Below are 22,691 nucleotides of genomic sequence, written 5' to 3' on the forward strand. Positions count from 1 at the left end.
CTCAGCGCCGTGCGCGCAGCTCGAGCCCCGCGGGAGGGAAGGTTCCTCCCACGTGGGTCCACTCGAGCCGGACCTGACGGCGGCCCTCGGGCGGAAGCTCGAGGACCGCCAGCACCCTGCCCTCTCCGCGCTGGTTGACGCGGACGTCCACGCGTTGGCCGTCGACCTTCATCGCCAGGTTCAGCACTCCGGCCTGTGGGAAGAAGCGTTCTGAGGGATGGAGTCGCGGCGAGGTGAGCAGCAATTCCACCTCGCGCGGCTCGCTGTCCTCGTTCTCCAGCGTGTACGTCAGCTGGTACGAGACGCCCCGGGCACCGTCGTGCGTCCTGTCGTCCCGAGCGGATGCGGCGCGCGAGGCGGAGGTCCCCGAGGTCGGCGTCAACGTCGGCGCGTCAGGCCCCGTGCCCGCGCGCCTGCGGGGCATGGACATGACGAGGTCGCCCGCGAGCGTTCCTGGAGACAGGCGCAGCGTGCGCTCACCCACGAAGAGGCTGCCTGCTTCGCTCACCCCCTGGAGTGAAGGGAAGGCCGTCGTGCCCGCATCCCCGGCGGTGGCCAGCGGATGCTCGCTCCGGGAGATGGCGGCGAGCTCGTCGGGAGTGAGCGGCAGGGGGCTGGACACGGTGGCCAGACGGAACCGCGCGCCGGGGTCCACATGTCCCTTCGAGTCCAAGGCCGTGAAGTCCAGGAGGGCGCAGAGCGTGCCCGACTTTTCGTGACGCGCATCCAGGACGACCACCGTCGCGCCAGGCGGCACGGTGAGAGAGCCCTCGAAGGCGCCCCGGGTTCCCAGGCGCACGTCGTCCAGGTGGGACAGGTCGAGGTCGTCACGGACGAGCGGACGGGACTGGCGCTCTGATTCGTCACGGGCATCGAGAACGGCATCGAGGAGGCCCGAGGCGAGGACCGCATGCGGTCCTCGGAAGAACAGGCCCTCTGGGTCTGGTTCCTTGCCTTGCCCTGCCTGCGCGTCGACCAGTCCCGTGAGGTCCTCGTCGATGGGCTCCTGGCTCAACGGGTTGAAGGGCGCGCCCGTGGTGCTCGGCGGGAACTGGGCCGTGAGGTACTTGGAGAAGAGGCCACCCTTGACCTGGAGCTGGATGGGACGCCCCGACGTGTTTCGCAGCACGACGGAGCAACGCCCGGTTCCCTCGGAGGCTGCTTCCACGCGGTTGATGGCGCGCACGTACAGCCGGGCCTGACCGGAGAAGGTGTAGCCGCCCTCGCTCTTTCCCGGCACGAGCCGACTCATCGTGGAGCCGAGGACACCCCAGGTCCGAATCGTCTCGGGGTTGGAGTGGACAAGGAGTGGCGCGCCCGTGAAGGCGCCCTCGATGGGAGCGAGGGCGGAGATGGGGAGCACCTCCGAGTCGAGGTCACCCACGGACAGCGGCGGTCGCGTGTGCGGGCGCGCTTCGTAGCGAGGAAGCGGGGCTTCGTCCTCGATGGGGGGCACCTCCGCGATGATCACATCGTCCGAGGAGGACTCCTCCGACTCCACGCTGGGTTCCCGAGATGAAACCAGCGTGAGCCCACGCCGCGAAGGAGGCTTCGCGGGAGCTTCGGACGGGGGACTCGCGACGGAGTTCGCCCGTGGCTTCGCCGCGTGAGTCGCCTCGACGACCTTCACGTGCGACTTCGCCTCATGCGCTGTCTCGATGGGCGTTGCTTGCGGATTCGTCTCTTGCGCGGTCTCGATGGACGTTGCTTGCGGCTTCTTCTCTTGCGCTGTCTCGATGGGCGTTGCTCGCGGCTTCGCCTCGTGCGCTGTCTCGATGGGCGTTGCTTGCGACTTCACTCCCTCGACACTCTTGAGGGACATCTCTTGCGGCGTGACGTCGGCGGAGCGTTCAGCGGACTTCGCCTGTCCCTTGCCCACGGGCTTCGCTTGGGGCTTCGCGGATTCAGAAGTCCCGGTGGCCTTCGGCTGTCCCTTCAGGGCCTGCGCATCTCCCGCCGACTTCACCTGTGCCTTCGATGCCTGCGTATCTCCCGCCGAGTTCCCCTGTGCCTTCGTCGCCTGCGCATCTCCAGCCGACTTCGCCTGCGCCCTTGGGGCCTGTACATCGCCAGCAGCCTTCGCCTGTGCCTTCGAGGCCTGCGTATCTCCCGCTGACTTCCCCTGTGCCTTCGAGGCCTGAGCATCTCCAGCGGCCTTCGCCTGCGCCCTCGGGGCCTGAGCATCTCCAGCGGCCTTCGCCTGCGCCCTCGGGGCTTGTGCTCCCCCCGCCTGCTTCGCCTGTGCCCTCGGGGCCTGCGCGGCTCCAGGCGACTTCCCCTGCGCCTTCGGAGCCACGGCGGGCTCCGGCTTTCGTGCGGGCTTCTTCGCGGACTCCGCCCCTTGCCCCGCAGAGGGCTTTCCCCCGGCGGACGCCCCACGGGTCGTCGGAGGGGCGGGTTTCGAGGACGAACGTCTGGGCGGCGGCTTCGGGGGCGGCATGGAGAGATCCTCTCACGCCCGCGACCACTTCCTCCAGGCAAGGCCCGTCAAGGCGAGCACCCCGACGGTGGGCACGGCCCACGGCCCCACCCTCGCGAGCCGGTGCTCCCAGACATCCACCCGGTCCGCCAGGAGCAAGATCATCCAGTGGCGCGCCAGGTGGTCCGGGTAGCCATAGGCCACCTTGCGCAACAGTCCGCTCACCCCGTGAGGCGGCTGCGCGGTGCCGAACACCGGGGGGAACCCGGCACGGCCCTTGTGCTTGAACACGCGCACGTCCGAGTGCTGCACACGGATGGGCACGCGCGCCCCCGGCATGGGTTGAGGCGTTCTCTCCATCGGCACACCCGGACGACTGGAGGGTTCCAGGTCCACCGCGGCGTCAGGAATGGGTCTATCCGGCATGGTTCGGCTCCTTGCTCGTCACGCGTGCCCAGGGGTGAGGACGCACTTGACGCAGCCGTCCTGCTTCTGGGCGAACAGGTGGTACGCCTTGGGTGCCTCCTCCAGCGGGAAGCGGTGGGTGATGATGCCCTTCGCGTCGATGCGGCCCTCACGGATGTGCTGGAGCAGATGCGGCATGTAGCGACGCACGTTGCACTGGTTCATCCGCAGCGTGAGTCCCTTGTTCATCGCGGTGCCAATGGGCATCAGGTTCCACGGCGGGCCGTACACCCCGACGATGGAGACGTTGCCACCCTTGCGCACGACGTCGATGCACCAGGTGAGCACCGTGGGCGCGCCCGCCTCCAGCTTCAACCCCAGCCCCAGCACGCGCTGCCCCAGCGAGCCCTCGGCCTCCATGCCCACCGCGTCGATGCACACGTCCGGCCCGCGCCCCTCGAACAGCTCCTTCAGGTAGAGGACGATGTCGTCCACCTCCCGGAAGTTCACCGTCTCCACCTTCGCGTACCGCTCCGCGAAGTCGAGCCGGTACTGCACGCAGTCCACCGCGATGACCCGGCCCGCGCCCATCAGCCACGCGGACCGCATGGCGAACAGGCCCACCGGGCCCGCGCCGAACACCACCACCGTCTCGCCGCCCTTGATTTCACCCATCTCCGCGCCCATGTAGCCGGTGGGCAGGATGTCTCCGAGGAAGAGCGCCTCCTCGTCCTCCATGCCGTCGGGAATCTTCAGTGGCCCCACGTCCGCGAAGGGCACGCGCACGTACTCGGCCTGCCCGCCGTCGTAGCCGCCCGTCGTGTGCGAATAGCCATACACGCCGCACGCCACGTCGCTCGATGGGTTGCTGTTCTCACACGAGGCCGTCAGCCCTCGCTGACAGTAGAAGCAGGTGCCACAGGAGATGTTGAAGGGCACCACCACCCGGTCGCCCTTGTGCAACTGGCTCACCTCGGAGCCCAGCTCCTCCACCACACCGGTGAACTCATGACCGAACGTGTGGCCCACGCGGGTATCCGGCACCAGGCCGTGCAACAGGTGCAGGTCCGAGCCACAGATGGCCGTGCGGGTCACCTTGAGGATGACGTCCTGCGGGTGCTCCAACCGAGGGTCTGGCTTGTTCTCCACCCGGACCTTGAACGGCCCCTGGTACGTCAGTGCACGCATGTGAGTCCTCTCCCGTTGCACATACGGGTGAGGACTCCGACGCCTCGCGGCAAGACGCTCGACAGCGAGCCCCTGCCTGCCATGCCGCCTTGTGGCGCGGACACCGCCGCTCAGCCGACCACGGGCTCCACGGGAAGCTCCGTCGCCCGCCAGAGGTACCAGCTCACCACGGTGCGCCAGGGCCGCCAGCGCTCACCGTATTCCAGCAGCGCCTTGGGGCGCGGCATCTCCGGAAGCCCATACGCGAGCATGAAGCCCTTGCGCACGCCGAAGTCGTCCACCGGCAGCACGTCCGGCCGACCGAGCCTGGAGATGAGCAGCATCTCCACCGTCCACTGACCGATGCCTCTCACCTGCGTGAAATGCTCGATGAGCGAGGCGTCGTCCATGCGCCGCACGCGGGACAGGGGAGGAACGGTGCCGTCCAGTGACTTGCGCGCCAGGTCCTGGAGCGCGGCCAGCTTGTTGGCGGACAGGCCCGCCTCGCGCAGCACCGGCTCCGACACGGACAGCAGGGCCTGGGGCGTGAAGCGGCGGCCCTTGCCCACGCGCTCGCTGACGCGCTCGAAGATGGCGGCGGCGGCGCGGCCGTGGAGCTGCTGATAGACGATGGACTCCGCCAGCGCGGCGAAGGGACTGTGCAGGGGGCTCAACTGGAGGCGGAAGGAGCCCACGCGCTTCATCAGCGCGCCCAGCTTCGGGTCCTCGCGCGCCAGGGCACGGCGGACCTCGGGAGTGAAGGCTTCGGGCAGGCGCGGGGCGGTGGGAGCAGGACGCGGCATGGGAGGGGTGACATGCTGCCGCTCCCAGCGCCCCGCGCAACCCGATTCTTGTCACGAAGAACCGAGACTCAGAGTGGCGCGGCCTTGTCCGTCTCGGAGGGCACCTGGCGCCGGGGCTCGCCCTCCATCAGCTCGTCGAACTCCTCCTCCATCTGGAGGCCCAGGTCCTCGAGCTGCTCCTTGGAGACGAGCTTGCGGACCTTCTTGAAGAGGTCACCCTCCTCTTCCTCCACGTGGTGCTCTATCTGCTCCTGGAGCACCTTCATCTTCGCGTCGAAATCCTCGTCGTGCGGCTCCATCTCCATCAGGTCGGCGATGATGCGCTTGGCGGACAGGTGCTCCTCCACGGCCTCGCGCAGCAGGTCCTCGGTGTCGTTGGCCTTGGACGCCGGATAGAAGTACTGCTCCTCGATGGTGGTGTGCGCACTGAGCCGGTCGGCGATCATCTCGAACAACTCCCGGCGTTTCGCATCGGCGTGGTCCGGGAGCTTGCCGTACTGCGTGAAGAGCTTCTTCACCTCGGCGTGTTGCTGCTTCAGGAGGTCCAACGCGTTCATGGGTGTATCTCCGTGTCCGACGGGGTTCTTGTCATCAAACGAAGAAGCCGGGGCTCAGCGGGGCAGCTTGCGGGAGGGCAGGTCCTTCACCGCGGGCCCATTGAGCACCTTGCCGGTGGGGCTGTAGCGCGCGCCGTGACAGGGGCAGTCCCACGAGCGCTCCGCGCCGTTCCAGTGCACGTGGCAGCCCAGATGCGTGCACACCGGAGACACCGCGTGAGAGGTTCCGTCCGCCTCGCGGTAGACGGCCACCTTCTGCCCTTCGACTTCCAGAATCTTCGCCTCGCCGGGTGCCACCTCGGACAGGTGCTTGCCCTCGGGCTTCGCCAGCCGGTCCGCGACGAAGCGGAAGGCCGTCTCCGCGTTCTCCTGGATGAAGTCCTTCGCGCCCGCCAGCGGTTTGACGCGCGTGGCGTCATACAGCGCGGCATAGGGACTCTGCCGACCCAGGATGAGGGCGCTGATGAGCATCCCCGCCAGCGTGCCGAACGTCATGCCCGTCCCGGAGAAACCCGTCGCCACGTAGACATGGCGGCTGGCGCTGTTGCGGCCGATGTACGGCAGCCCGTCCGTGGACTCGATGACCTGACCGGACCAGCGATACGTGAGCTGCTTCACCGGGAAGTGCTTGCGCGCATAGTCCTCCAGCGCCGCGTAGCGCCGCCCGGTGTCCTCCTCCGCGCCGACCTTGTGGTCCTCGCCACCGACGATGACGTACGCGCGGCCCTCGACGGACTGCGTGCGGATGTAGTGATAGGGCTCCTGCGAGTCGTAGTACTGCCCGGGCTCCAGCGGACCTTCGAGCGGACCCGCCACCGTGTAGCTGCGATACGCGGACAGCTTCGTCTGCAGCAGCACCCGGTTGAGCGGCGAGTGGGTGGCCTCCACCACGGCCGCGGCGGTGACGGTGCCCCGGTCCGTGACGATGCGACAGGGCGCGCCGTCGTGGACCTCCGTCACCCGCGTGTTCTCGAACAGGAAGCAGCCCTCGCCTATCAGCGAGTCCACCAGCCCGAGCAGGTACTTGCGCGGATGGAACAACGCCTGGTCTTCCACGCGCAGCGCGCCCTTCACCGGAAAGGGCAGCGGCACCGCGTGGGTGAGGGAGGCATGAAGGCCCGCGTCGCGCGCGGCGGAGAGTTCCTGCTCCAGCGACGCCCACTGACGCGCGGTCTCCGCGTAGCGGAACGAGGGGACGCGCTGGAAGTCACAGTCCAGGGAGAGTTCCTGGACGAGCGAGGCCACCTGCTCCATCGCCGCGCGGCTGGAGGACGCCGCCAGTCGGGCACCCTTCTCCCCGAAGTCTCGCCGCAGCGTGGCGTAGGGCGTGTCGAGCAACTCCGTGAGGTGGGCGGTGGTCTGCCCCGTCTGGCCCGACAGGATGCGGTTCATCTCCAGCACCGCCACCCGCTTTCCCGCGCGCTTCAGCAGCCATGCCGTGGTGAGTCCGGTGATGCCCGCACCGATGACGACGACATCCACCACCAGGTCGCCCGCAAGCGCCGGGAAGTCACGCGGCGGGGCAGTCAAGGTCCAGAGCGACCGGTTCGTCCGCGTCTCATCCATGTCCTCAACCTAGGAATGCGCCGGAGGTGCGATAACCCGCCGAGTCGAAGCACGGGCCTGCCCGGCTGCCCGGCTTGGGAGTCACTCGGGATGTGCACGAGCGGACAGAGCCGGGGGCCGGGTGTTGGCAAGTCACGTCGACGAGGAAGCGGTTCTGGGGTGGGCAGACCCGCCGCGCTAGAAAAGGGCTGGGTCGGCCCCCCCGAACCCTGCCGAAAGACCAGGGAGCCACAAAGGATGCCCGTGGAAAGAATGGCTGGGAGCACCAGCCTCGTCGATGTCATGGACCGGGTCCTGGACCGCGGCCTTCGCTGGGACGATGTCGTCCACGCGGACCGCCTCTCTCCCGAGCATGCCGCCCGTGTCGTGGTGACCTACCTGGAGGTTCGGACCGACGACACCCCGCGCCCTGGCGAAACACCTCGTCCCACTCCTGGAGCCTGACGCATTGGCCTCTCCCGTCCCTCTCGCCCTGGACCCCACCTCCTCCGCCGATGCACGTCTGGCCCTGGCCGAGCAACTGCTCGCCTGCGACACGGCACGCGCCTGCGCCGAGGCCATGGTGGAGTGGCTGCCCCGGCATGCCCAGGCCGCCGCCGCGGCCTGTCTGGCGCGCGAGGAGCCCGGTGGAAGGATGAGCTGCCTCGCCGCGAAGGGGCTGTCCGAGGCGCAGCACGCCGCGCTGCAGGCGTGGTCCGATGACGACAAGGCCCACCCGCTGACGGACGCGCTGGCCCAGGCCGCGCCGCGCTTCTTTCCGAGTGCGCGCGCGCCCCTGCCCGCGCAAGGCACGGGAGGCCTGTTCGCGGTGCCGCTCGGACGCGCCGACGCGCCTCCGGTGGGGCTGTTGCTCGTCTGGGCGAGCGGACCCACGCTCCCCCCGGAGGTGACGTGGGTCGCGGGACACGCGGGGCCCTTCCTCGCGCGGCAGGCCACGTCGGGGCCGCTGGGCACGACGGGCAGCGCGCTGCTTCGCCGCATCATCGACGCGGTGACGGACCCGGTGCTGCTGACGGACCTGAGGGGACGTCCGCGACTGGCCAACGCGCGCGCGGAGGCCCTGTTGGTCGCCCATCCCGACGCGAGCCACGGCCACCGGCGCGCCGTCCACCTCAACCAGAGCGTGTTCGCCACCGCGGTGGCCAGCACCGCCAGCGGCGGCGCGCCGGGTGTCAGCTGGCGCGAGATACCGCTGGTGGACCCCATGGAGGGGATGGACCTGCTCTTCGAGCTCGTCAGCACCCGCGTGTACGAGCCCGACGGCCGCGAGGCCATGGTGAGCGTGCTGCGCAACGTGACGGACCTGGGACGGGCGACCCAGGCGCTGGGAGAGAGCTACCGCCGCCTGCGCGCCACCGAGCGAGAGGCGCGCAGCGAGCGGCACCGGTTGGACCGGGTGCTGGACTCCGTGGCGGACCCCATCATCCTGTCGGACCCTTCCGGCGGCACGGTGATGATGAACGAGCCCGCGGAGAAGCTCTTCACGCCGCCTTTGGATGGAGGCCGCGCCGCGCAGCGCCGCGTGCGCTCCAACCACGCGACGTTCGCCTCGTTCCTCGCGCACCTGCTGGACGCCGGGGGCAGCCTGCGCTGGCGCGGGCAGCTCAGCCTGATGGACCCGGCCAGCGGCGACACCCTCCCGGTGGAGGCGGTGGCCAGCAAGGTGCTGGGAGAGAGCGGCGAATTGACGGGCATCGTCACCCTCTTCCGCGACAGGGGCGAGGCCCTGGCGAAGGCGCGGCTGTTGGAGCGGCTCAAGGAGGTCTCCACGCTGCTGGAGGCGCGCGTGCAGGTGGCCACCGCGGAGCTGGCGGAGCAGAACGAGAAGCTGCGCCGGCAGGCCATCCAGTTGGAACAGGCGAGCGCGGCCAAGTCGCAGTTCCTGGCCAACATGTCCCACGAGTTCCGCACGCCGCTCAACGCCATCCTCGGCTACACCAACATGCTGCTGCAGGGCGTGTCCGGTGAGCTGACGCCGCCGCAGAAGCGCAACCTGGCGCGCATCGACTCCAACGGGCGGCACCTGCTGGAGGTCATCAACGAAATCCTGGACATCACCCGCATCGAGGCGGGGCGGATGCCGTTGCATCTGTCGGACTTCGGAATCGCCGAGCTGCTCCAGGAAGTCATGGCGGAGATGGACCCCATCATCGCGCGCAGCAAGCTGACGGTGACGACGCACCTGGGCGCGAAGCTGCCGCCGGTGCACAGCGACCGACAGAAGGTGAAGCAGGTCGTCCTCAACCTGCTGTCCAATGCCCTGAAGTTCACGCACGAGGGCGTTGTGAAGGTCCTGGCGGAGTACGTTCCGTCGACCTCCATGCTCACCATCTCCGTGGAGGACTCCGGGATTGGCATCGACCCGGCCTACCAGGAGAAGATTTTCGAGGACTTCCAGCAGGTGGATAGCTCGCCCACCCGGGCCTATGGCGGCACCGGGCTGGGATTGTCCATCTGTCGCCGTCTGGCCGACATGCTGGGGGGACGCGTCTCCCTCCAGAGCACCCCTGGGCAGGGGTCGACCTTCACGTTGCACTTTCCACGACGCCCGAGGCGGACATGACGAATCCCTCCCCGAACCTCAAGCCGCTCGTACTCGTCGTGGACGACTACGACGACGCGCGGGAGATGTACGCCGAGTACCTGGAGTTCTCCGGGTTCCGCGTGGCGCAGGCGAGGAACGGCCAGGAGGCACTGGACCAGGCCTTCGCGCTCACACCGGACATCATCCTGATGGACCTGTCGTTGCCCATCATCGACGGGTGGGAGGCGACGCGGCGGCTGAAGAACGATGACCGCACGCGCACCATCCCCGTCGTCGCGCTCACCGGCCATGCGATGACGGGCCAGTCGGACGAGGCGAAGGGCGCGGGGTGCGACTCCTTCGTCACCAAGCCGTGCCTCCCCGACGAGCTGGTGGCGGAGGTCCGGCACATCCTCGCTCAGCGCGGAGCCGCCGTGTCCCACTGAGACGTGCCCATGCCACGGACCTCTCGCCCTCCCAACAAGTCCAAGGCCTCCGGTCGGCGCGGCGCCCCGGCACGCAAGAGTACTCCCGCGCGCAAGGCGCCCCGACGCACGACCTCCGCCGAGGAAACCCGTCCCCCCACCCCACCCCCGCCCCGGGAGGGACGCGGCAAGCGCAACACGGTGAAGAACACTCCGAAGGGCAAGCCCCGGGCGCGCATCACGCGGACGCCGGAGGAACTCGCGGGTCCGCACTACCTCTATGGCGTGGTGCGCACCGAGGGCCCGCTGGACTTCGGTCCCATCGGCCTGGGGATGCCGCCGGCCCACGTCCACGCGGTGCGCGAAGGAGCGCTCGTCGCGCTGGTGTCGTCAGCCCCCGCGCGCGTGGTGGACCCGACGAGAGCCAACCTGCTGGCCCACCAGCGCGCCGCCGAGGTGATGCTGCGTGAGCACACGCTGCTGCCCGTGGCCTTCGGGACGGTGCTGGGCTCGGAGGCCGAGGTGCGGCGGTTGCTCCGCTCCGCCCAGGACGCGCTCACCCGGACCCTGGTGGCACTGGAGGGCAAGGTGGAGCTGGGGCTCAAGGTGCTCTACCACCGCGAGCACCTGGCCCGACGCATGGAGTTCGAGGACGCGGGCCTGCGTCGCCGGGAGAACGAGCTGGAGACCGAGCACGAGCGACGGCTGGGGCAAGCCGTGGAGCTGCGCGCGTCGCTGGACATGGCCGCGATGCTGGAGGGCCTGCACCCGCTGGCCAGCGCGACACGCACGGACGCGCCCGTGGGCGAGCGGATGCTGCTCAACGCGGCCTTCCTCGTCGCCAGGGACGCGGTGCCCGACTTCGAGGCGAGGGTCCGGATGCTCGCCGCGCGCTCGGACCTCTACGCCTTCCGCTTCACCGGCCCCTGGGCGCCGTACAGCTTCGTCGACGTGCGACTGGGGCTGGATGACAGCCCCGAGCCGCCCGATTCACGGCGCGCCCGCTGACGACACCGGCGTCGTCACACGCGCGGCCTCCGCGGCCAACGGGTCCACGCCCGCGTGGAGGCGGACCCAGCCGGGGGTGTGCTCGGTGCGCGCGAAGAAGCCGTCCGTGCCCCGCGCCACCGTCAGCTCGCCCACGGACTTGCCGCCGCGCCGGTACTCCACGCGGAAGGCCTCCTTGGGCTCGCCTCCCGTCGGCTGCTCGTCGCGGCCCAGCAGGTCCAACGGCATCAGGCGCCACACGCGGTCATGCCAGTTCCGGGTGAACTCGTCCGGCTTGTCCGGCGCCTCTTCTGGCGCCAACGCGACGGGGTTGGGTGCCTTGCCGGTCGCCGTGAAGGTCCGCGACGCGCCCCCGGAGGAGATGACCACCGCGTCGAAGTCACCCAAATCAAACGTGTGCAGCCGCCGGTCCACCAGCCGGCTGGTCGCGTTCTCCAAATCGGGCAGCAGCGCGGGGCCCAGCAGGAACACCTGGCCGTCCGACTCGCGACGCAGGTAGGGCGTGCCCCAGCCTCCCGTCGTCGAGGCGAGCGTGAAGGTCTCCACCTTGCCCCCCAGCGTCAGCGTCAGCTTGCGCTGCGACGTGGTCAGCCCCACCTCTTCCACCTTCTTCGCCTCGAGCACGCCGAGCGCCCGCGTGGCCCGCAGCGGGGCGAAGCGCGGGAAGAGCTTCGCCGCCACCTCGTTGGCCCGAAGCTCGCGCGGAGGCGGCTGCGGCGGCGTGGCGGCCAGGGGCGGCGTACCCGCGTCCTGTCCACCTTGAGCCACGGTGCCGGAAGCCCCGCCATCCGTGCCCGGCGCGGAGCCCGCATCCGTGCCCTCCGCCGCGGGGAGGCCCTTCGAGGGCTTGTAGCCCAGGCGGACCCACAGCATGTCCCGCGACTGCGCGTCGCGATACAGCTCCACGTAGCGCGCCTCATCCTCGTAGCGCACCTTGTCCAGGGCGCGTGCCGGCAGCTCCACCACCGTCACGTCACCGGGAGCACCCGAGGGCGCCCGCTGCCACACGAGATAGGCGGCCACCAGCGCCACCACCGCGAGGGCGCCCTGGAGCGCCAGGTCCCGCGCCTTCATTGCTCACCTCCCGCCGCCACCGGGGCGCGCGGAGCACGACGGCCTCGCCGCCGCGTCGTCACGAAGCCCAGCGCCAGCACCAGCGCCGGGGCCACGAACACGGTGGCGTAGAACCACGCCACGTCCTGCTCCCGCGTGTGCTGGATGGGCACGTCTTCCTCCGAGGACACCGCGCCGGACACGGACTCCTCGCCCGTCAACCACCGCAGCGTGTCCACCGCGAGGTAGGCATTGCCCATGTTGGACAGCACCACGTCGCTCACCACGTCCGCGTCCGCCATGACGACGGCGCGCATCGACTCCTTGCCGGCAGCCGCGGGCTGCTCCACCGCCACCACCAGCGGCCACGTGCGCCGCGTCTCTCCGGCGTCCGGGGTGAAGTTCCCGTTGGCGTCGGCGAACGTCGCGCCATGCGCGCGCACGGAGATGTCGTGCATGACGCCGTTGGGCAGCGGCTGCACCTGGTCCAACGCGCCCGCGCCCAGGAAGGCCACCGGCGACTGGCCGCCCATCGCCGACAGCGACGTGACGGACGGATGGGAGCTGAACGTCGCCGCGCCCAGGTTGCCCCGGTCGCTCTGCTGACGCGTGGTGCGGAAGTACACCTGGTCATTCGCCAGCGGCGTGCCCGCGTACTTCAAGCCCAGGGGCTCCAGCAGCTTCTCGAAGCGAGGGCCCTCCGGCTCCAGCGCCACCCACAACCGGCCGCCACGCTCCAGGTATTCGCGCACCGCCGCGAGCTCCTCGGGGAGGAAGTCGCGCGTGGCACCCACCACCACCAGCGCCCCCGCGTCGCGAGGCACCTCACGGCCCAGTCCCTCCGCGACCCCCAGCGACCGCACGTCCACGTTCTGCGCGCGCAGCAACTCCTTGAACTGGGCCACGGACGGCTGCGGCATCTCACCGGGCACCGGACGCGTCTCCGCGCGCTCGCCATGGCCCGCGGTGAAGTAGACGACGCGTTGGGGCTTCGCCACCGTCAGGAGCCGCCGTTGGACCTCCTGGTCCAGCCGCTGGAGCTGCCCTCGCGCGCGGTCCAGCTCCAACCCCACCGTGAAGGGCTCCTTGCGCTCACCCCGGGCCACGACGACAGTGCCGTTGTTGTGCACGCCCAGCGTCCTCGCGCGAGCGGGCTCCACCGCCTGGTCCAGCCGCTCCACGTTGAGCAGCTCCGGGCTCTCCACGGACAGGTCCTGGAAGTACTGGCGCACCGCCTCTCCCACCTCGTTCGCGGGCGGGAAGAAGAGCGTCACCTGCAGCGGCTCGTTGAGTCCGCGTACCACCTTGCGCGTGGAGTCGCCGGGCTTCGCGGTGCGGAAGTACGACAGGTCCCACGTCGTGTTCGCCTGCGTGACGATGTACATGGTCGCGAAGGCGAAGATGAGCACGAAGGACAGGCCCAGGCCGGAGAACAGCGCGCTGCGAGCGCGGCCCGTCTCCAGCACCGGCGCCCGCGTCATCGCCTGCGCCGCCGTCTCCACCAGCGCCAGCGGCACCAGGCAGCACGTCAAGAGCGCGGGGAACAGCGCCGCCAGCATCACCGCCAGCTTGGGCGCCTTCTGCGACAACGGCCCGCCGAAGAGGGCCGTGCCCACATCGGACTGGAGGAAGTAGAGCGCCAGCGCGAGCAGGCCCAGGCCATAGAGGCCCAACACCCAAACATCCACCGTGCGCCGGTCCGCGCCCGTGCCACGGGAGCGCGCGAAGCGCCAGATGACCGCGCCCACCGCCGCCACCGCGCCCAGCCCGGAGAAGGCCGCGCGGCCCGTCCCCACGCCCAGGATGCGCTCGCCGATGAAGACCGCCACCAGCCCCGCCACGAAGACCAGCGTCGCCGCCAGCCCATTGCCCACCGGACGGGTGCTCATCGCCACCTCCGCGCTTCGAGCACCCGGGTGGCCGCGAACAGCGCCACGTAGGTGACGACCAGGTAATAGACGACGTCACGCACGTGGATGAGCCCCGATTGGAACGGCGGGAAGTGCTGGTTCCACAGGGACATCGCGCTGAAGACATCCGACAGCGGCTGCTCGGTGATTCGCGCCAGCAGCCAGCAGAGGATGAGCGCCACCAGCATCACCGCGGAGGTAATCGCCGCGAGCAACTGATTGCGTGCCAGCGCCGAGCCGAACGTGCCGACGGCGAGAGAAGCACTGCCCAGCAGCAGCAGTCCCAGATAGCCCGCCGCCACGTGGCCGAAGGACACCTTGCCGTTCACCAGCACCAGCACCGGCATGTACAGCGTGCACAACACGTACAGCGACAGGAAGGCGAGCCCCGCCAGGAACTTGCCCAGCACGATGTCGCGGTCTCGCAGCGGCGACGAGTACAAGAGGGGCAGAGTGCCCGTCTGCCGCTCCTCCGCCAACAGCCGCATGGAGATGAACACCGAGGCGACGATGGTGAAGCCGCTCGAGTAATAGAAGAACTGCGACAGCACCTCGGCGGAGCGCTTGCTCGCGCCGCCCAGGGCGTACGCGTTGAAGAACAGGCCGTTCAACGCGAGGATGACCGCGATGACGACGTAGCCGCTGAGCGTGCGCAGGTAGCCGGACAGCTCGCGACGGGCGATGAGCAGGGCCTTCACGCGCGCACCTCCTGACCGTGCGTCAGCCGCAGGAAGATGGACTCCAACTGGCCCGCGCCCTGGTCCAACCGCAACAACTCCAGCCCCGCGCCCACCACCGCCTGCGCCACGCGCGGACGCTCGTCCGGAGAGGCCCGCAGCGTCAGCGACACCACGCCGTCCGCCGCCCGGTCCACGTCCACCGCGCCAAACGGCTTGAGCACCTCGAGCGCACGCGCCCGGTCTCCCCGCACCTCCACCTCGATGGAGCCGCCGCCGCCCATCTTCCGTCCCAGCTCCTCCTCCGTCCCCTGCGCCACCAGCGTCCCCTTGTGGATGATGAGGAGCCGGTCACACGTCTGGGAGATTTCCGGGAGGATGTGGCTGGAGACGAGCACCGTGTGCGTGCCCTTGAGCCCGCGGATGACGTCGCGCATCTCGACAATCTGCCGAGGGTCCAGGCCGCTGGTGGGCTCGTCGAGGATGAGCAGCGCGGGCTTGTGCACCAGCGCCTGCGCCACGCCCACGCGCTGACGGTAGCCGTGGCTGAGCGTGGAGATGAGCTCGCCGTCCACCTCGCGAAGGCCCGTCTTCTCCTCCGCCTCGCCCACGCGCGCGGTGGTGTCCCGGGCCGTCACGCCGCGCAAGCGCGCGACGTAGGCCAGGTACTCGCCCACCGTCATCTCCTCGTAGAGCGGCGGCACGTCCGGGAGGTAGCCAATGCGCTGCCGCACCTCGTGGGCGTTGCTCACCACGTCATGGCCGTCGATGACGACACGGCCGGCGGTCGGCAAGAGCACGCAGCCGAGGACCTTCAACGTCGTCGACTTGCCCGCGCCATTGAGGCCGAGGAAGCCGATGACTTCACCCTGGCCGATGGTGAAAGCCAGGTCCCGGATGGCCGCATGCTCACCGTAGTACTTGGTCAGCCCTTCGACCTGAATCATAGGGGGCCATTCCATCAGTCCCCCCAGGGGGCATTGTCAAGCGCCGAACCGCTCAGTCATGGCGGAACTCCGGCCCCGCCGTGGTGCGGCCGAGCGTGAAGCGCAGCGCCCCTTCCAGGTCCGGCAGGAGGAAGGAGTAGCCAAGCCGCTCGGCGGTGGAGGGAAGCACCCGGGCACCCGCCAGCAGGGCCTCCTGCCCCATCTGCCCGAAGAGGGCGCGGATGACCGCGGCGGGCATCGGCAGGAAGGCAGGCCGTCTCAGCACCCGACCCAGCGTCTTCGCGAAGTCCGCCTGTCGCACCGCTCCCGGCGCCACGGAGTTGATGGGGCCACGCGCCGCCTCCGTGAAGAGGCTGAAGTGGAAGAGCCCGAGGATGTCCTCCATCGACACCCAGCTCATCCACTGGCGACCGGAGCCGATGGGTCCACCGCCGCCCGCGAGGAAGGCGGGCAGCATCTTCGCCAGCGCGCCATCGCGAGCGTCCAGCACGGGGCCGATGCGCAGGTGCACCACGCGAATGCCAGCGGCCTCCGCGGGCGCCGTGGCGGCCTCCCAGGCGCGGCACACGTCCGCGAGGAAGCCGGTGCCCGGGGCGCTCTCCTCGGTAAGCGGCTCGTCACCCCGGTCGCCGTAGATGCCACTGCCCGCCGCGCACACCAGCACCCGAGGCTTGCGCTTCATGCGCGCCAGCGCCTCCGACAACGTGAGCGTGCCCTCGGTGCGGCTCTTGAGGATGGCGTCCTTGTAGTCGGGGGACCAGCGCTTGCCCGCGACATTGGCGCCCGCCAGATGCACCACCGCGTCCACGCCTTCCAGCGCGGCGGTGTCCACCTCTCCCTTGTCGGGAGCCCAGGACACTTCGTTCCGGGAAGCATCGGCGCGGCCGCGCACCAGGCGCTTCACGCGATGGCCACCGGTGGAGAGGAACGGCACGAGCGACGAGCCAATCGAGCCCGACGCTCCGGTGATGGCCACGGTGAGGGGGCCAGCGTGCGCGAAGGCGGCGTGGCGCCGCAGGTCTTCCAGTGTCACCCGGTGGCGATAGGCGAACATCCGCTCCAGCGTGCGACGCGCGGTGCCTCCACCGAAGAGGCCGCCCAGCGGGCCCATGGGCAGGACGTACTCCACCTCGTCCTCCAGGACGGAGGAGTTCGTCGCGGGCTCGGGCCACATCCGGTGGGTGTGGACCCACTTCGAGAACGGGCCGGACACCTGCGTGTCCTGGAAGAGCGAGTCCTGCACGTACGCCGTGTGCTCGGCCACCCAGCGGCGGGGGAAGGGGCCCAGGCGCATCCGCATGGTGACGCGGGCGCCGGGGTGGATGCCGTCGCCCGAGCGCTCCAGCAGCTCCATCCGCTCCCAGGGGGGCGTCAGCCGTGCGAGCGCCCCTTCCCGGGCATGCCAGGCGAACAACTCGGAGGCCGATACCGGCATCCGACTGCGCGCATCGAAGACGTGCGACTTGCCCATGCTTCCTCCCGGCGCGACAGTGCGGCCACGCATGCTAAATCCGGAGCTCGTCGAGCGCGCGGTGGAATTGCTGCGGCACGGCGGTGTCATCGCCCTGCCGACGGAAACGGTGTACGGCCTCGCGGCCAACGCCGAGGACGAGCTGGCGGTGCGCCGTGTCTTCGCCATCAAGGGCCGCCCCGCCACCCACCCGCTCATCGTCCATCTGTCTGGCGCCGAGCACCTGTCTTCCTGGGCCCGGGACATCCCCGACGCCGCGCACCGTCTCGCCGAGGCCTTCTGGCCTGGACCGCTCACGCTCGTGTTGCCTCGCACGCCCCGGGCCACGGACGCCGTGACGGGCGGCCAGGACACGGTGGCGCTGCGCGTGCCGGGACATCCGGTGGCGCTCGCGGTGCTGAAGGCCCTGGGCGGAGGCGTGGCCGCGCCGAGCGCCAACCGCTTTGGCCGGGTGAGCCCCACCACGGCGGAGCACGTGCGCGCGGACCTGGGCGCGGACGTGGATCTGGTGCTGGACGGTGGACCGAGCACCGTGGGCGTGGAGTCCACCATCGTCGATTTGAGCTCCGGCGCCCCCGCCATCCTGCGCCCTGGTGGCCTGTCCGCCGAGGACGTCGAGCGCGTGCTGGGACATCCGGTGCCCGTGCGTGCCGTATCCAAGGTCCGCGTGTCGGGCTCGCTCGCGTCGCACTACGCGCCGCGCGCGGGCGTGGTGCTCGCCGAGCCGGGAGAGGCCGGAGCACGCGTGCGGGCATTGAGGGAGCAGGGCCTGCGCGTGGGCGTGCTGGGACCGGAGAGCCTGGAGCTGCCGCCGGACGTGCCTCGCTTCGACGTGCCCGAGGACCCGACCGGAGCCGCGCGCGTGCTCTACGCGAGGCTGCGTGAAGCGGACGAGCGGGGACATGACGTGCTCGTCGTCTGTCTCCCCGCCGCCAGTGGGCTGGGCATCGCGGTGCGAGACAGACTCTCCCGCGCCGCCGCGCCTCGCGACCCTCAGCCCTGAACAGCAACGGAAGGCGAGGTATCGCGTCGAGGGGCCCGCCTCCCGAGCCTCCACGCGAACACGGAGTCTCGCGGGCCCCCATCACCGAGCAGCAACGGCCGCCGAGCAATCGGCTCGAGTTGGGTCCTTCTCGCGCGCCCAACGCTTGAGCGACATGCGCGGTGGAGGTGTCGCGACGCCAGCCGCCGGCTGGCATGCACCGAAGGGGAGTTACCTCGTGACTCCAGGCACCACGCGGCAACGAGTGCTCGCCCAAGGCGATATGCCCCGAAACATCCCTCGTTGTTTTCGCTGCACCGCGCGCACGACTCCCTTTGCGTCGCGCGGTCCACTCCAGCGGACGAGGCGACGATGATGGTGCGGAAGCAATGGCTCGCGGCAATGACGAGCATCGTGGCGGCGTTGTGCTTCGCGGGATGCGCCGCCCCCCAGAAGGTGCTGTTGGAGCGGACCAGCAGCCTCGTCGTGTATGACCTGCCGGCCATGGAGGTCATGAAGGCCGCCGAGAAGGTCATCGCGGACCGTGGCTATGACCTGCTGCCGAGCACCGACCCCTACTTCCTGCTGACCCCCTGGAAGGTGACGGGCAGCTTCGACATCGGCACGCGCTGGTCCCGCCTGTACGTCGAGGGGCACATCCGCGCCGATGGCCGCTTCTCCGTGCGCGCCTATGAGATGGCCGCCACGACCTTCGGCCGGACCCAGGCCCTCCCCGGCCTCGTCCACACGGGCTACGACACCGTGCACAACACCCCCAACGCCACTCCCGCCGCCCTGGTGGGGACGGAGCCGGAGATGCAGACGCGCTCCGCCCGCCCCAACATCCGCAGGCTCCTGGAGCTGGAGTGGAACATCCTCGAGCGCCTCAACCCAGAATTCGCCGGGCGCGTGAAGGAGCAGGTCGACTTCTACGTGGCGCACGCGCCCCAGTGAGCACCCGGGCGCGACGGACCTGAGTGCGCCGGCGCGCCCCTCGACTCCACGACCGCGAGGAGTCCCGGGGCGCCAGCCACCTCGCATGACGCACCCGGCCACAGAACGCGATGCAAGGAGTTGGTGCTGCAAGGGATGAGGCCGGGCACCGCAACCCCGACTTCATCGGGCGCGTCAAGCGAGCCCGTGGAGGAAACTCACGCAAGCATTCGACAGACGCGGCCGGGTGACGGACTTGAAATGCCCTCCTGGGCTCCGGTATCCCGCATGTCCTCGCAGAGGAGCGTCCCCGCGTGATGCGAAGCCTGTTCGGCCTGGTCGTTGCCCTGTCTTTGTTCGCCTGCAAGGAAGAGCCCCGAGGGCAGCTCGAGCCCATTCCCCGGCCTCCGGGCCTGAAGGACACCCCCAAGGAGGCGGGTGCCGCCCAGCCCGCGGCCGCGCCCACGGCGGACCCGTCCAAGGTGGTGTTGCGCTGGAAGCCCGCCGCCGGTGCGCCCGTGGCCTACCGCCTCACCCTGGACCGAGCGGGCTCCGCGCCCGCCGCCGTCGAGGAGGTGGAGGAGGCCAAGCCCGCCAAGGGCAAGAAGGGCCGCGACAAGGAAGCGCCGAAGCCCGAGCGCGCCGCCGCCCCCTCCCCCGCGTTCCCCAGCGCCTTCACCTATGTGCTGGAGCACGGCGACTCGGGTGACTTCCGGCTGCGTGTCATCCCGGAGGGCACCAACGCCGCCGAGGACACCGGCACCGTCAGCGAGCGCGGCTTCGTGCTCGACGGCCTCCAGGGCATCACCCGCAACACGGCCTCGCTGGTGCTGGAGCTGCCCCTGTCGGCGGTAGGCCCCAACGACACCTGGGCGCTGGGCACGGAGCTGCTGACGCACGACGCCCTGGGCCCCACGTTCACCATCGTCAAGACGGAGCGCCGCAACCGCGTGAAGCTCACCGCGCTCACCCCCGCGGACGGCGGCGAGCAGGTGGCCACGCTGGAGTATGACTTGCTGGACCAGCTCGCGGGCAAGGTCGCCACCCGTCGCGCGATGCCCGCCGTGCCCGCGCGCGCCGCCATCCCGGAAGAAGGCGGAGACGAGCCGGAGGGCGCCCCGCCCACCGCGACGGACGCCAGCGCGGAGGTGCGCATCGTCGGACGTGGCGAGTTCCTGGTGAAGGCTGGCAAGTGGCGCTCGTGGGAGGGCAGCATCACCTCGTCGACGCGAGGCACCGTCTCCCCCACCGCGCTCCAGGTGCCGCCCGGCACGGTGAAGCTGAAGCTCACCGCGCTGGAGTCGGCTCCCGCTCCGGCCGCGCCCCAGCCGACGGCGAAGCCGCAGCAGTAGGCGCTCCGTCGGACTCGCGCACCAGCCGCACCACGGCGTCCACCCAGGCCGGGTGGGCGTTGAGCGAGGGGACGAGCGTCAACGACTCGCCCCCCGCCTCGACGAACTGCTCGCGGGCCCGCAGGCCCACCTCCTCCAGCGTCTCCAGGCAGTCCGCGACGAACGACGGGCACATCACCGCCAGCCGCTTCACGCCCTGCTTCGCCAGCTCCGGCAGCACCAGGTCCGTGTAGGGCTTCACCCACGGCGTGCGCCCCAGCCGCGACTGGAAGGACACCGTCCACCCGCTCGCGGGCAACCCCAGGCGCTCGGCCAGCCCTCGCGCGGTGGCGAAGCACTGGGCCCGGTAGCAGTGCCGGTTGGCGTCCGTGAGCGCGTCACAGCAGCCCGCGGAAGCAAAGCAGTGCTGGCCCGACGTGTCCGTCTTGCGCACGTGCCGCTCCGGCACGCCGTGGAAGCTGAACAGGACATGGTCCGCGCGCGCCTCGGCAATCACCGGCCGGGCCACCACGGAGAACGCGTCCAGGAAGGACGGGTGCCCATGAAACGCGGGCACCGCGCGCACGTTGGGCACGTCCCAGCCCTCCGTCATCACCTCGTACACCCGGGCCAGCGACGAGGCCGAGGACGACGTGGCCTCCTGCGGGTACAGCGGCAGCACGGTGAAGTCCGTCACGCCGCGCGCGCGCATCCGAGCCACCGTGTCGGGGATGGACGGGCTGCCGTAGCGCATGGCGAGTTCCACGTCGTACTCCCCCGCCAGCTTCTCGCGCACCGCCGCCTCCAGCTCCCGGCTGTACACCAGCAGGGGCGAGCCCTCCTTCATCCACACCTTGCGGTACGCCTCCGCGCTCTTCGCGGGCCGCGTCGGGAGGATGAAGAGGTTGAGCAGCAGCCAGCGCCCCACCGGGTGGATGTCCACCACGCGCGCGTCACTCAGGAACTCGCGCAGGTAGCGCCGCACCGGCCCGGACTCGGGCGCGTCCGGCGTGCCCAGGTTGATGAGGAGCAGCCCCCGCTTCGGGTCCGGAGTCATCATCAGTGCAGGGCGTTGGGCAGGGTGAGGGCGAACTCCGCGATGCGCGCCTCGAAGTGCGTACCGTCCGGCCGCTCCATCTCATAGCTGCCGCGCATGGTGCCGAACGGCGTGCGCAGCATGGCCCAGCTCGTGTACTCGAAGCGCTCGCCCGGGGCCACGCGGGGCTGACGGCCGACCACGCCCTCCCCCTTCACCTCTTCCACCTTCCCGGTGGCATCGGTGATGACCCAGTGCCGCGACTTCAGCTGCGCGGGCGCCTCGCTCTCGTTGACGATTTCCACCGTGTACATGAAGGCGTACTGCCCCGACTCGGGCGAGCTTCGCTCCGGCCAGTAGGCCGGCTTCACGGTGATGCGGAGGCCATCAGTGGTGGCGCTGGAAGACATGCCTCCACATTTGAAGGCAAGGCCCCCGGGTTGCAAGGAAAACCCCGGAGGCCGTCCGTCTGGGTTCAGGTTTTCGCGCTCTCCCGGTCATGACCGGGCTCCGGGCTCTTGGGCCAGATGAGCGACGCGACGATGGCGGCCAGGAGGATGCCGCCAATCACACCCAGCGACAGGGCGATGGGGAGGTGGATGTCAAAGTACGTAATCAACATCTTCACGCCCACGAAGGCCAGGATGCCGCTCAGCCCCAGCTTCAGGAAGTGGAACTTGTCCATCAGGCTGGCCACCACGAAGAACAGCGAGCGCAGGCCCAGAATCGCGCACACGTTGGACGTGTAGATGATGAACGCGTCCTGGCTGATGCCCAGCACCGCGGGGATGGAGTCCAGGGCGAACAGCAGGTCCGTCGCCTCCACCACCAGGAGGACGATGAACAGCGGCGTCACCTTTCGGCGGCCATCCTCGGTGAGGAAGAAGCGGCTGCCCTCGCCCAGCCGGGCCACCGGCAGCACCCGGCGCGCCAGCTTGACGATGCCCTTCTGCTCCGGGTCCATCTCCTCGTCCTTGGAGACGAGCATCTTCACCGCGGTGAAGACGAGGAAGGCGCCGAACAGGTAGATGAGCCAGTGGAAGCGCTGCACCAGTGCGGCGCCGGCGATGATGAGCACCGCGCGCATGATGAACGCGCCGATGATGCCCCAGAACAGCACCCGGTGCTGGTGCTCCGCCGCCACCCGGAAGTAGCTGAACACCATCAGGAAGACGAACAGGTTGTCGACGGAGAGCGAGTACTCCACGACATACGCCGTCAGCCACTGGAGCGCCGGGGTGCTCCCCGAGAAGTGCCAGATGCCCCCGCAGAACGCGAGGCTGATGGAAATCCACACCAGCGTCCAGATGCCCGCTTCCTTGGGCGTCACCGCGTGGTCCTTGCGGTGGAACAGACCAAGGTCCACGGCGAGCATCGCCAGGACGAAGAGGTTGAAGCCCACCCAAAGCGCGACTTGCGTATTCACGTATGAATCCTGTTTCAGAAACAGCCGGCGCACCCTAGCGGTGGCGCGTCC

Annotated in this window: 20 protein-coding genes; 6 read left to right on the forward strand and 14 right to left on the reverse strand. The window is 69.9% G+C overall.

Going from position 1 to position 22,691, the window contains the following annotated elements:
* Position 1: 1 nt before the first annotated feature.
* The 6 genes from HUA75_RS23770 to HUA75_RS23795 all read right to left on the reverse strand — a co-directional run bounded on the left by HUA75_RS23770 (position 2) and on the right by HUA75_RS23795 (position 6,917).
* Positions 2-2,296 carry a hypothetical protein gene (locus HUA75_RS23770; protein WP_174487702.1) on the reverse strand — a complete coding sequence of 765 codons (2,295 nt, stop codon included), beginning with the start codon at positions 2,294-2,296 and terminating at the stop codon, positions 2-4.
* A gap of 156 nt (positions 2,297-2,452) precedes the next feature.
* Positions 2,453-2,845: a hypothetical protein gene (locus HUA75_RS23775; protein ID WP_174456520.1), complete on the reverse strand. Its 393-nt coding sequence runs from the start codon at positions 2,843-2,845 to the stop codon at positions 2,453-2,455.
* 18 nt (positions 2,846-2,863) lie between these two features.
* Positions 2,864-4,012 (reverse strand): zinc-dependent alcohol dehydrogenase, encoded by a 1,149-nt coding sequence (locus HUA75_RS23780; RefSeq protein ID WP_141641627.1) that lies wholly within the window; start codon positions 4,010-4,012, stop codon positions 2,864-2,866.
* 110 nt (positions 4,013-4,122) lie between these two features.
* Positions 4,123-4,794, reverse strand: coding sequence for a DNA-3-methyladenine glycosylase (locus HUA75_RS23785; protein ID WP_141641628.1), 672 nt, complete (start codon positions 4,792-4,794; stop codon positions 4,123-4,125).
* A gap of 68 nt (positions 4,795-4,862) precedes the next feature.
* Positions 4,863-5,351, reverse strand: coding sequence for a hemerythrin domain-containing protein (locus tag HUA75_RS23790; protein ID WP_141641629.1), 489 nt, complete (start codon positions 5,349-5,351; stop codon positions 4,863-4,865).
* A gap of 54 nt (positions 5,352-5,405) precedes the next feature.
* Positions 5,406-6,917 carry an FAD-dependent oxidoreductase gene (locus HUA75_RS23795; protein WP_174487703.1) on the reverse strand — a complete coding sequence of 504 codons (1,512 nt, stop codon included), beginning with the start codon at positions 6,915-6,917 and terminating at the stop codon, positions 5,406-5,408.
* A 448-nt stretch (positions 6,918-7,365) separates the two neighbouring features.
* Between HUA75_RS23795 and HUA75_RS23800 the strand changes: the two genes are divergently transcribed.
* From HUA75_RS23800 to HUA75_RS23810, 3 genes are read left to right on the forward strand one after another with little or no spacing between them, the layout of a single operon-like run.
* The gene (locus tag HUA75_RS23800; RefSeq protein WP_174487704.1) at positions 7,366-9,480 is read left to right on the forward strand and encodes a PAS domain-containing hybrid sensor histidine kinase/response regulator; all 2,115 of its coding nucleotides are present in this window, start codon (positions 7,366-7,368) and stop codon (positions 9,478-9,480) included.
* Entirely contained in the window at positions 9,477-9,887 is a 411-nt protein-coding gene (locus tag HUA75_RS23805) for a response regulator (RefSeq protein ID WP_141641633.1), read from the forward strand. Before HUA75_RS23800 ends, HUA75_RS23805 begins: the two co-directional genes overlap by 4 nt.
* A 9-nt stretch (positions 9,888-9,896) precedes the next feature.
* Positions 9,897-10,874: a GvpL/GvpF family gas vesicle protein gene (locus tag HUA75_RS23810; RefSeq protein ID WP_174487705.1), complete on the forward strand. Its 978-nt coding sequence runs from the start codon at positions 9,897-9,899 to the stop codon at positions 10,872-10,874.
* Here the strand turns inward: HUA75_RS23810 and HUA75_RS23815 are convergent.
* Genes HUA75_RS23815 through HUA75_RS23835 form a run of 5 tightly spaced genes read right to left on the reverse strand, consistent with a single transcriptional unit; the run spans position 10,857 to position 16,932 of the window.
* Positions 10,857-11,948, reverse strand: a complete 1,092-nt coding sequence (locus HUA75_RS23815; RefSeq protein WP_174487706.1) for a hypothetical protein — start codon at positions 11,946-11,948, stop codon at positions 10,857-10,859. The two genes, HUA75_RS23810 and HUA75_RS23815, sit on opposite strands and share 18 nt — an antisense overlap.
* Positions 11,945-13,816, reverse strand: a complete 1,872-nt coding sequence (locus tag HUA75_RS23820; RefSeq protein ID WP_174487707.1) for a Gldg family protein — start codon at positions 13,814-13,816, stop codon at positions 11,945-11,947. Before HUA75_RS23820 ends, HUA75_RS23815 begins: the two co-directional genes overlap by 4 nt.
* Complete coding sequence (locus tag HUA75_RS23825; protein WP_141642288.1) at positions 13,813-14,535, reverse strand: ABC transporter permease; 723 nt, start codon at positions 14,533-14,535, stop codon at positions 13,813-13,815. Before HUA75_RS23825 ends, HUA75_RS23820 begins: the two co-directional genes overlap by 4 nt.
* The gene (locus HUA75_RS23830; RefSeq protein WP_141642287.1) at positions 14,532-15,461 is read right to left on the reverse strand and encodes an ABC transporter ATP-binding protein; all 930 of its coding nucleotides are present in this window, start codon (positions 15,459-15,461) and stop codon (positions 14,532-14,534) included. The genes HUA75_RS23825 and HUA75_RS23830 overlap by 4 nt, the downstream gene beginning before the upstream one ends.
* A 52-nt stretch (positions 15,462-15,513) precedes the next feature.
* Positions 15,514-16,932, reverse strand: coding sequence for a TIGR01777 family oxidoreductase (locus HUA75_RS23835; RefSeq protein WP_174487708.1), 1,419 nt, complete (start codon positions 16,930-16,932; stop codon positions 15,514-15,516).
* Positions 16,933-16,963: 31 nt separating this feature from the next.
* Here HUA75_RS23835 and HUA75_RS23840 point away from each other — a divergent pair, with 31 nt between their 5' ends.
* The 3 genes from HUA75_RS23840 (at position 16,964) to HUA75_RS23850 (ending at position 20,199) form a co-directional block, all read left to right on the forward strand.
* Positions 16,964-17,935, forward strand: a complete 972-nt coding sequence (locus HUA75_RS23840) for an L-threonylcarbamoyladenylate synthase (RefSeq protein WP_141642285.1) — start codon at positions 16,964-16,966, stop codon at positions 17,933-17,935.
* 351 nt (positions 17,936-18,286) lie between these two features.
* Positions 18,287-18,868: a hypothetical protein gene (locus HUA75_RS23845; protein ID WP_254627723.1), complete on the forward strand. Its 582-nt coding sequence runs from the start codon at positions 18,287-18,289 to the stop codon at positions 18,866-18,868.
* A 296-nt stretch (positions 18,869-19,164) separates the two neighbouring features.
* Positions 19,165-20,199, forward strand: a complete 1,035-nt coding sequence (locus tag HUA75_RS23850) for a hypothetical protein (RefSeq protein WP_217446262.1) — start codon at positions 19,165-19,167, stop codon at positions 20,197-20,199.
* Here the strand turns inward: HUA75_RS23850 and hemH are convergent.
* The 3 genes from hemH to HUA75_RS23865 form a co-directional block, all read right to left on the reverse strand.
* On the reverse strand, positions 20,135-21,238 hold the full coding sequence (gene hemH, locus HUA75_RS23855; protein ID WP_141642283.1) for a ferrochelatase: 1,104 nt from the start codon (positions 21,236-21,238) through the stop codon (positions 20,135-20,137). The genes HUA75_RS23850 and hemH overlap by 65 nt on opposite strands.
* A complete protein-coding gene (apaG, locus tag HUA75_RS23860; protein WP_141642282.1) occupies positions 21,238-21,624 on the reverse strand; it encodes a Co2+/Mg2+ efflux protein ApaG in 387 nt (128 codons plus the stop codon). The genes hemH and apaG overlap by 1 nt, the downstream gene beginning before the upstream one ends.
* A 65-nt stretch (positions 21,625-21,689) precedes the next feature.
* Positions 21,690-22,640 carry a TerC family protein gene (locus tag HUA75_RS23865; RefSeq protein WP_141642281.1) on the reverse strand — a complete coding sequence of 317 codons (951 nt, stop codon included), beginning with the start codon at positions 22,638-22,640 and terminating at the stop codon, positions 21,690-21,692.
* Positions 22,641-22,691: the final 51 nt, after the last annotated feature.

The organism is Myxococcus sp. CA040A, from assembly GCF_013336725.1.
GTDB lineage: Bacteria > Myxococcota > Myxococcia > Myxococcales > Myxococcaceae > Myxococcus > Myxococcus llanfairpwllgwyngyllgogerychwyrndrobwllllantysiliogogogochensis.

Coding starts and splice junctions, on each gene's coding strand:
- HUA75_RS23775 (WP_174456520.1), bottom strand. CDS start 2,845: ATGCCGGATAGACCCATTCCTGACGCCGCGGTGGACCTGGAACCCTCC.
- HUA75_RS23780 (WP_141641627.1), bottom strand. CDS start 4,012: ATGCGTGCACTGACGTACCAGGGGCCGTTCAAGGTCCGGGTGGAGAAC.
- HUA75_RS23785 (WP_141641628.1), bottom strand. CDS start 4,794: ATGCCGCGTCCTGCTCCCACCGCCCCGCGCCTGCCCGAAGCCTTCACT.
- HUA75_RS23790 (WP_141641629.1), bottom strand. CDS start 5,351: ATGAACGCGTTGGACCTCCTGAAGCAGCAACACGCCGAGGTGAAGAAG.
- HUA75_RS23795 (WP_174487703.1), bottom strand. CDS start 6,917: ATGGATGAGACGCGGACGAACCGGTCGCTCTGGACCTTGACTGCCCCG.
- HUA75_RS23805 (WP_141641633.1), top strand. CDS start 9,477: ATGACGAATCCCTCCCCGAACCTCAAGCCGCTCGTACTCGTCGTGGAC.
- HUA75_RS23810 (WP_174487705.1), top strand. CDS start 9,897: ATGCCACGGACCTCTCGCCCTCCCAACAAGTCCAAGGCCTCCGGTCGG.
- HUA75_RS23815 (WP_174487706.1), bottom strand. CDS start 11,948: ATGAAGGCGCGGGACCTGGCGCTCCAGGGCGCCCTCGCGGTGGTGGCG.
- HUA75_RS23820 (WP_174487707.1), bottom strand. CDS start 13,816: ATGAGCACCCGTCCGGTGGGCAATGGGCTGGCGGCGACGCTGGTCTTC.
- HUA75_RS23830 (WP_141642287.1), bottom strand. CDS start 15,461: ATGATTCAGGTCGAAGGGCTGACCAAGTACTACGGTGAGCATGCGGCC.
- HUA75_RS23835 (WP_174487708.1), bottom strand. CDS start 16,932: ATGGGCAAGTCGCACGTCTTCGATGCGCGCAGTCGGATGCCGGTATCG.
- HUA75_RS23840 (WP_141642285.1), top strand. CDS start 16,964: ATGCTAAATCCGGAGCTCGTCGAGCGCGCGGTGGAATTGCTGCGGCAC.
- HUA75_RS23845 (WP_254627723.1), top strand. CDS start 18,287: ATGATGGTGCGGAAGCAATGGCTCGCGGCAATGACGAGCATCGTGGCG.
- HUA75_RS23850 (WP_217446262.1), top strand. CDS start 19,165: ATGCGAAGCCTGTTCGGCCTGGTCGTTGCCCTGTCTTTGTTCGCCTGC.
- hemH (WP_141642283.1), bottom strand. CDS start 21,238: ATGATGACTCCGGACCCGAAGCGGGGGCTGCTCCTCATCAACCTGGGC.
- apaG (WP_141642282.1), bottom strand. CDS start 21,624: ATGTCTTCCAGCGCCACCACTGATGGCCTCCGCATCACCGTGAAGCCG.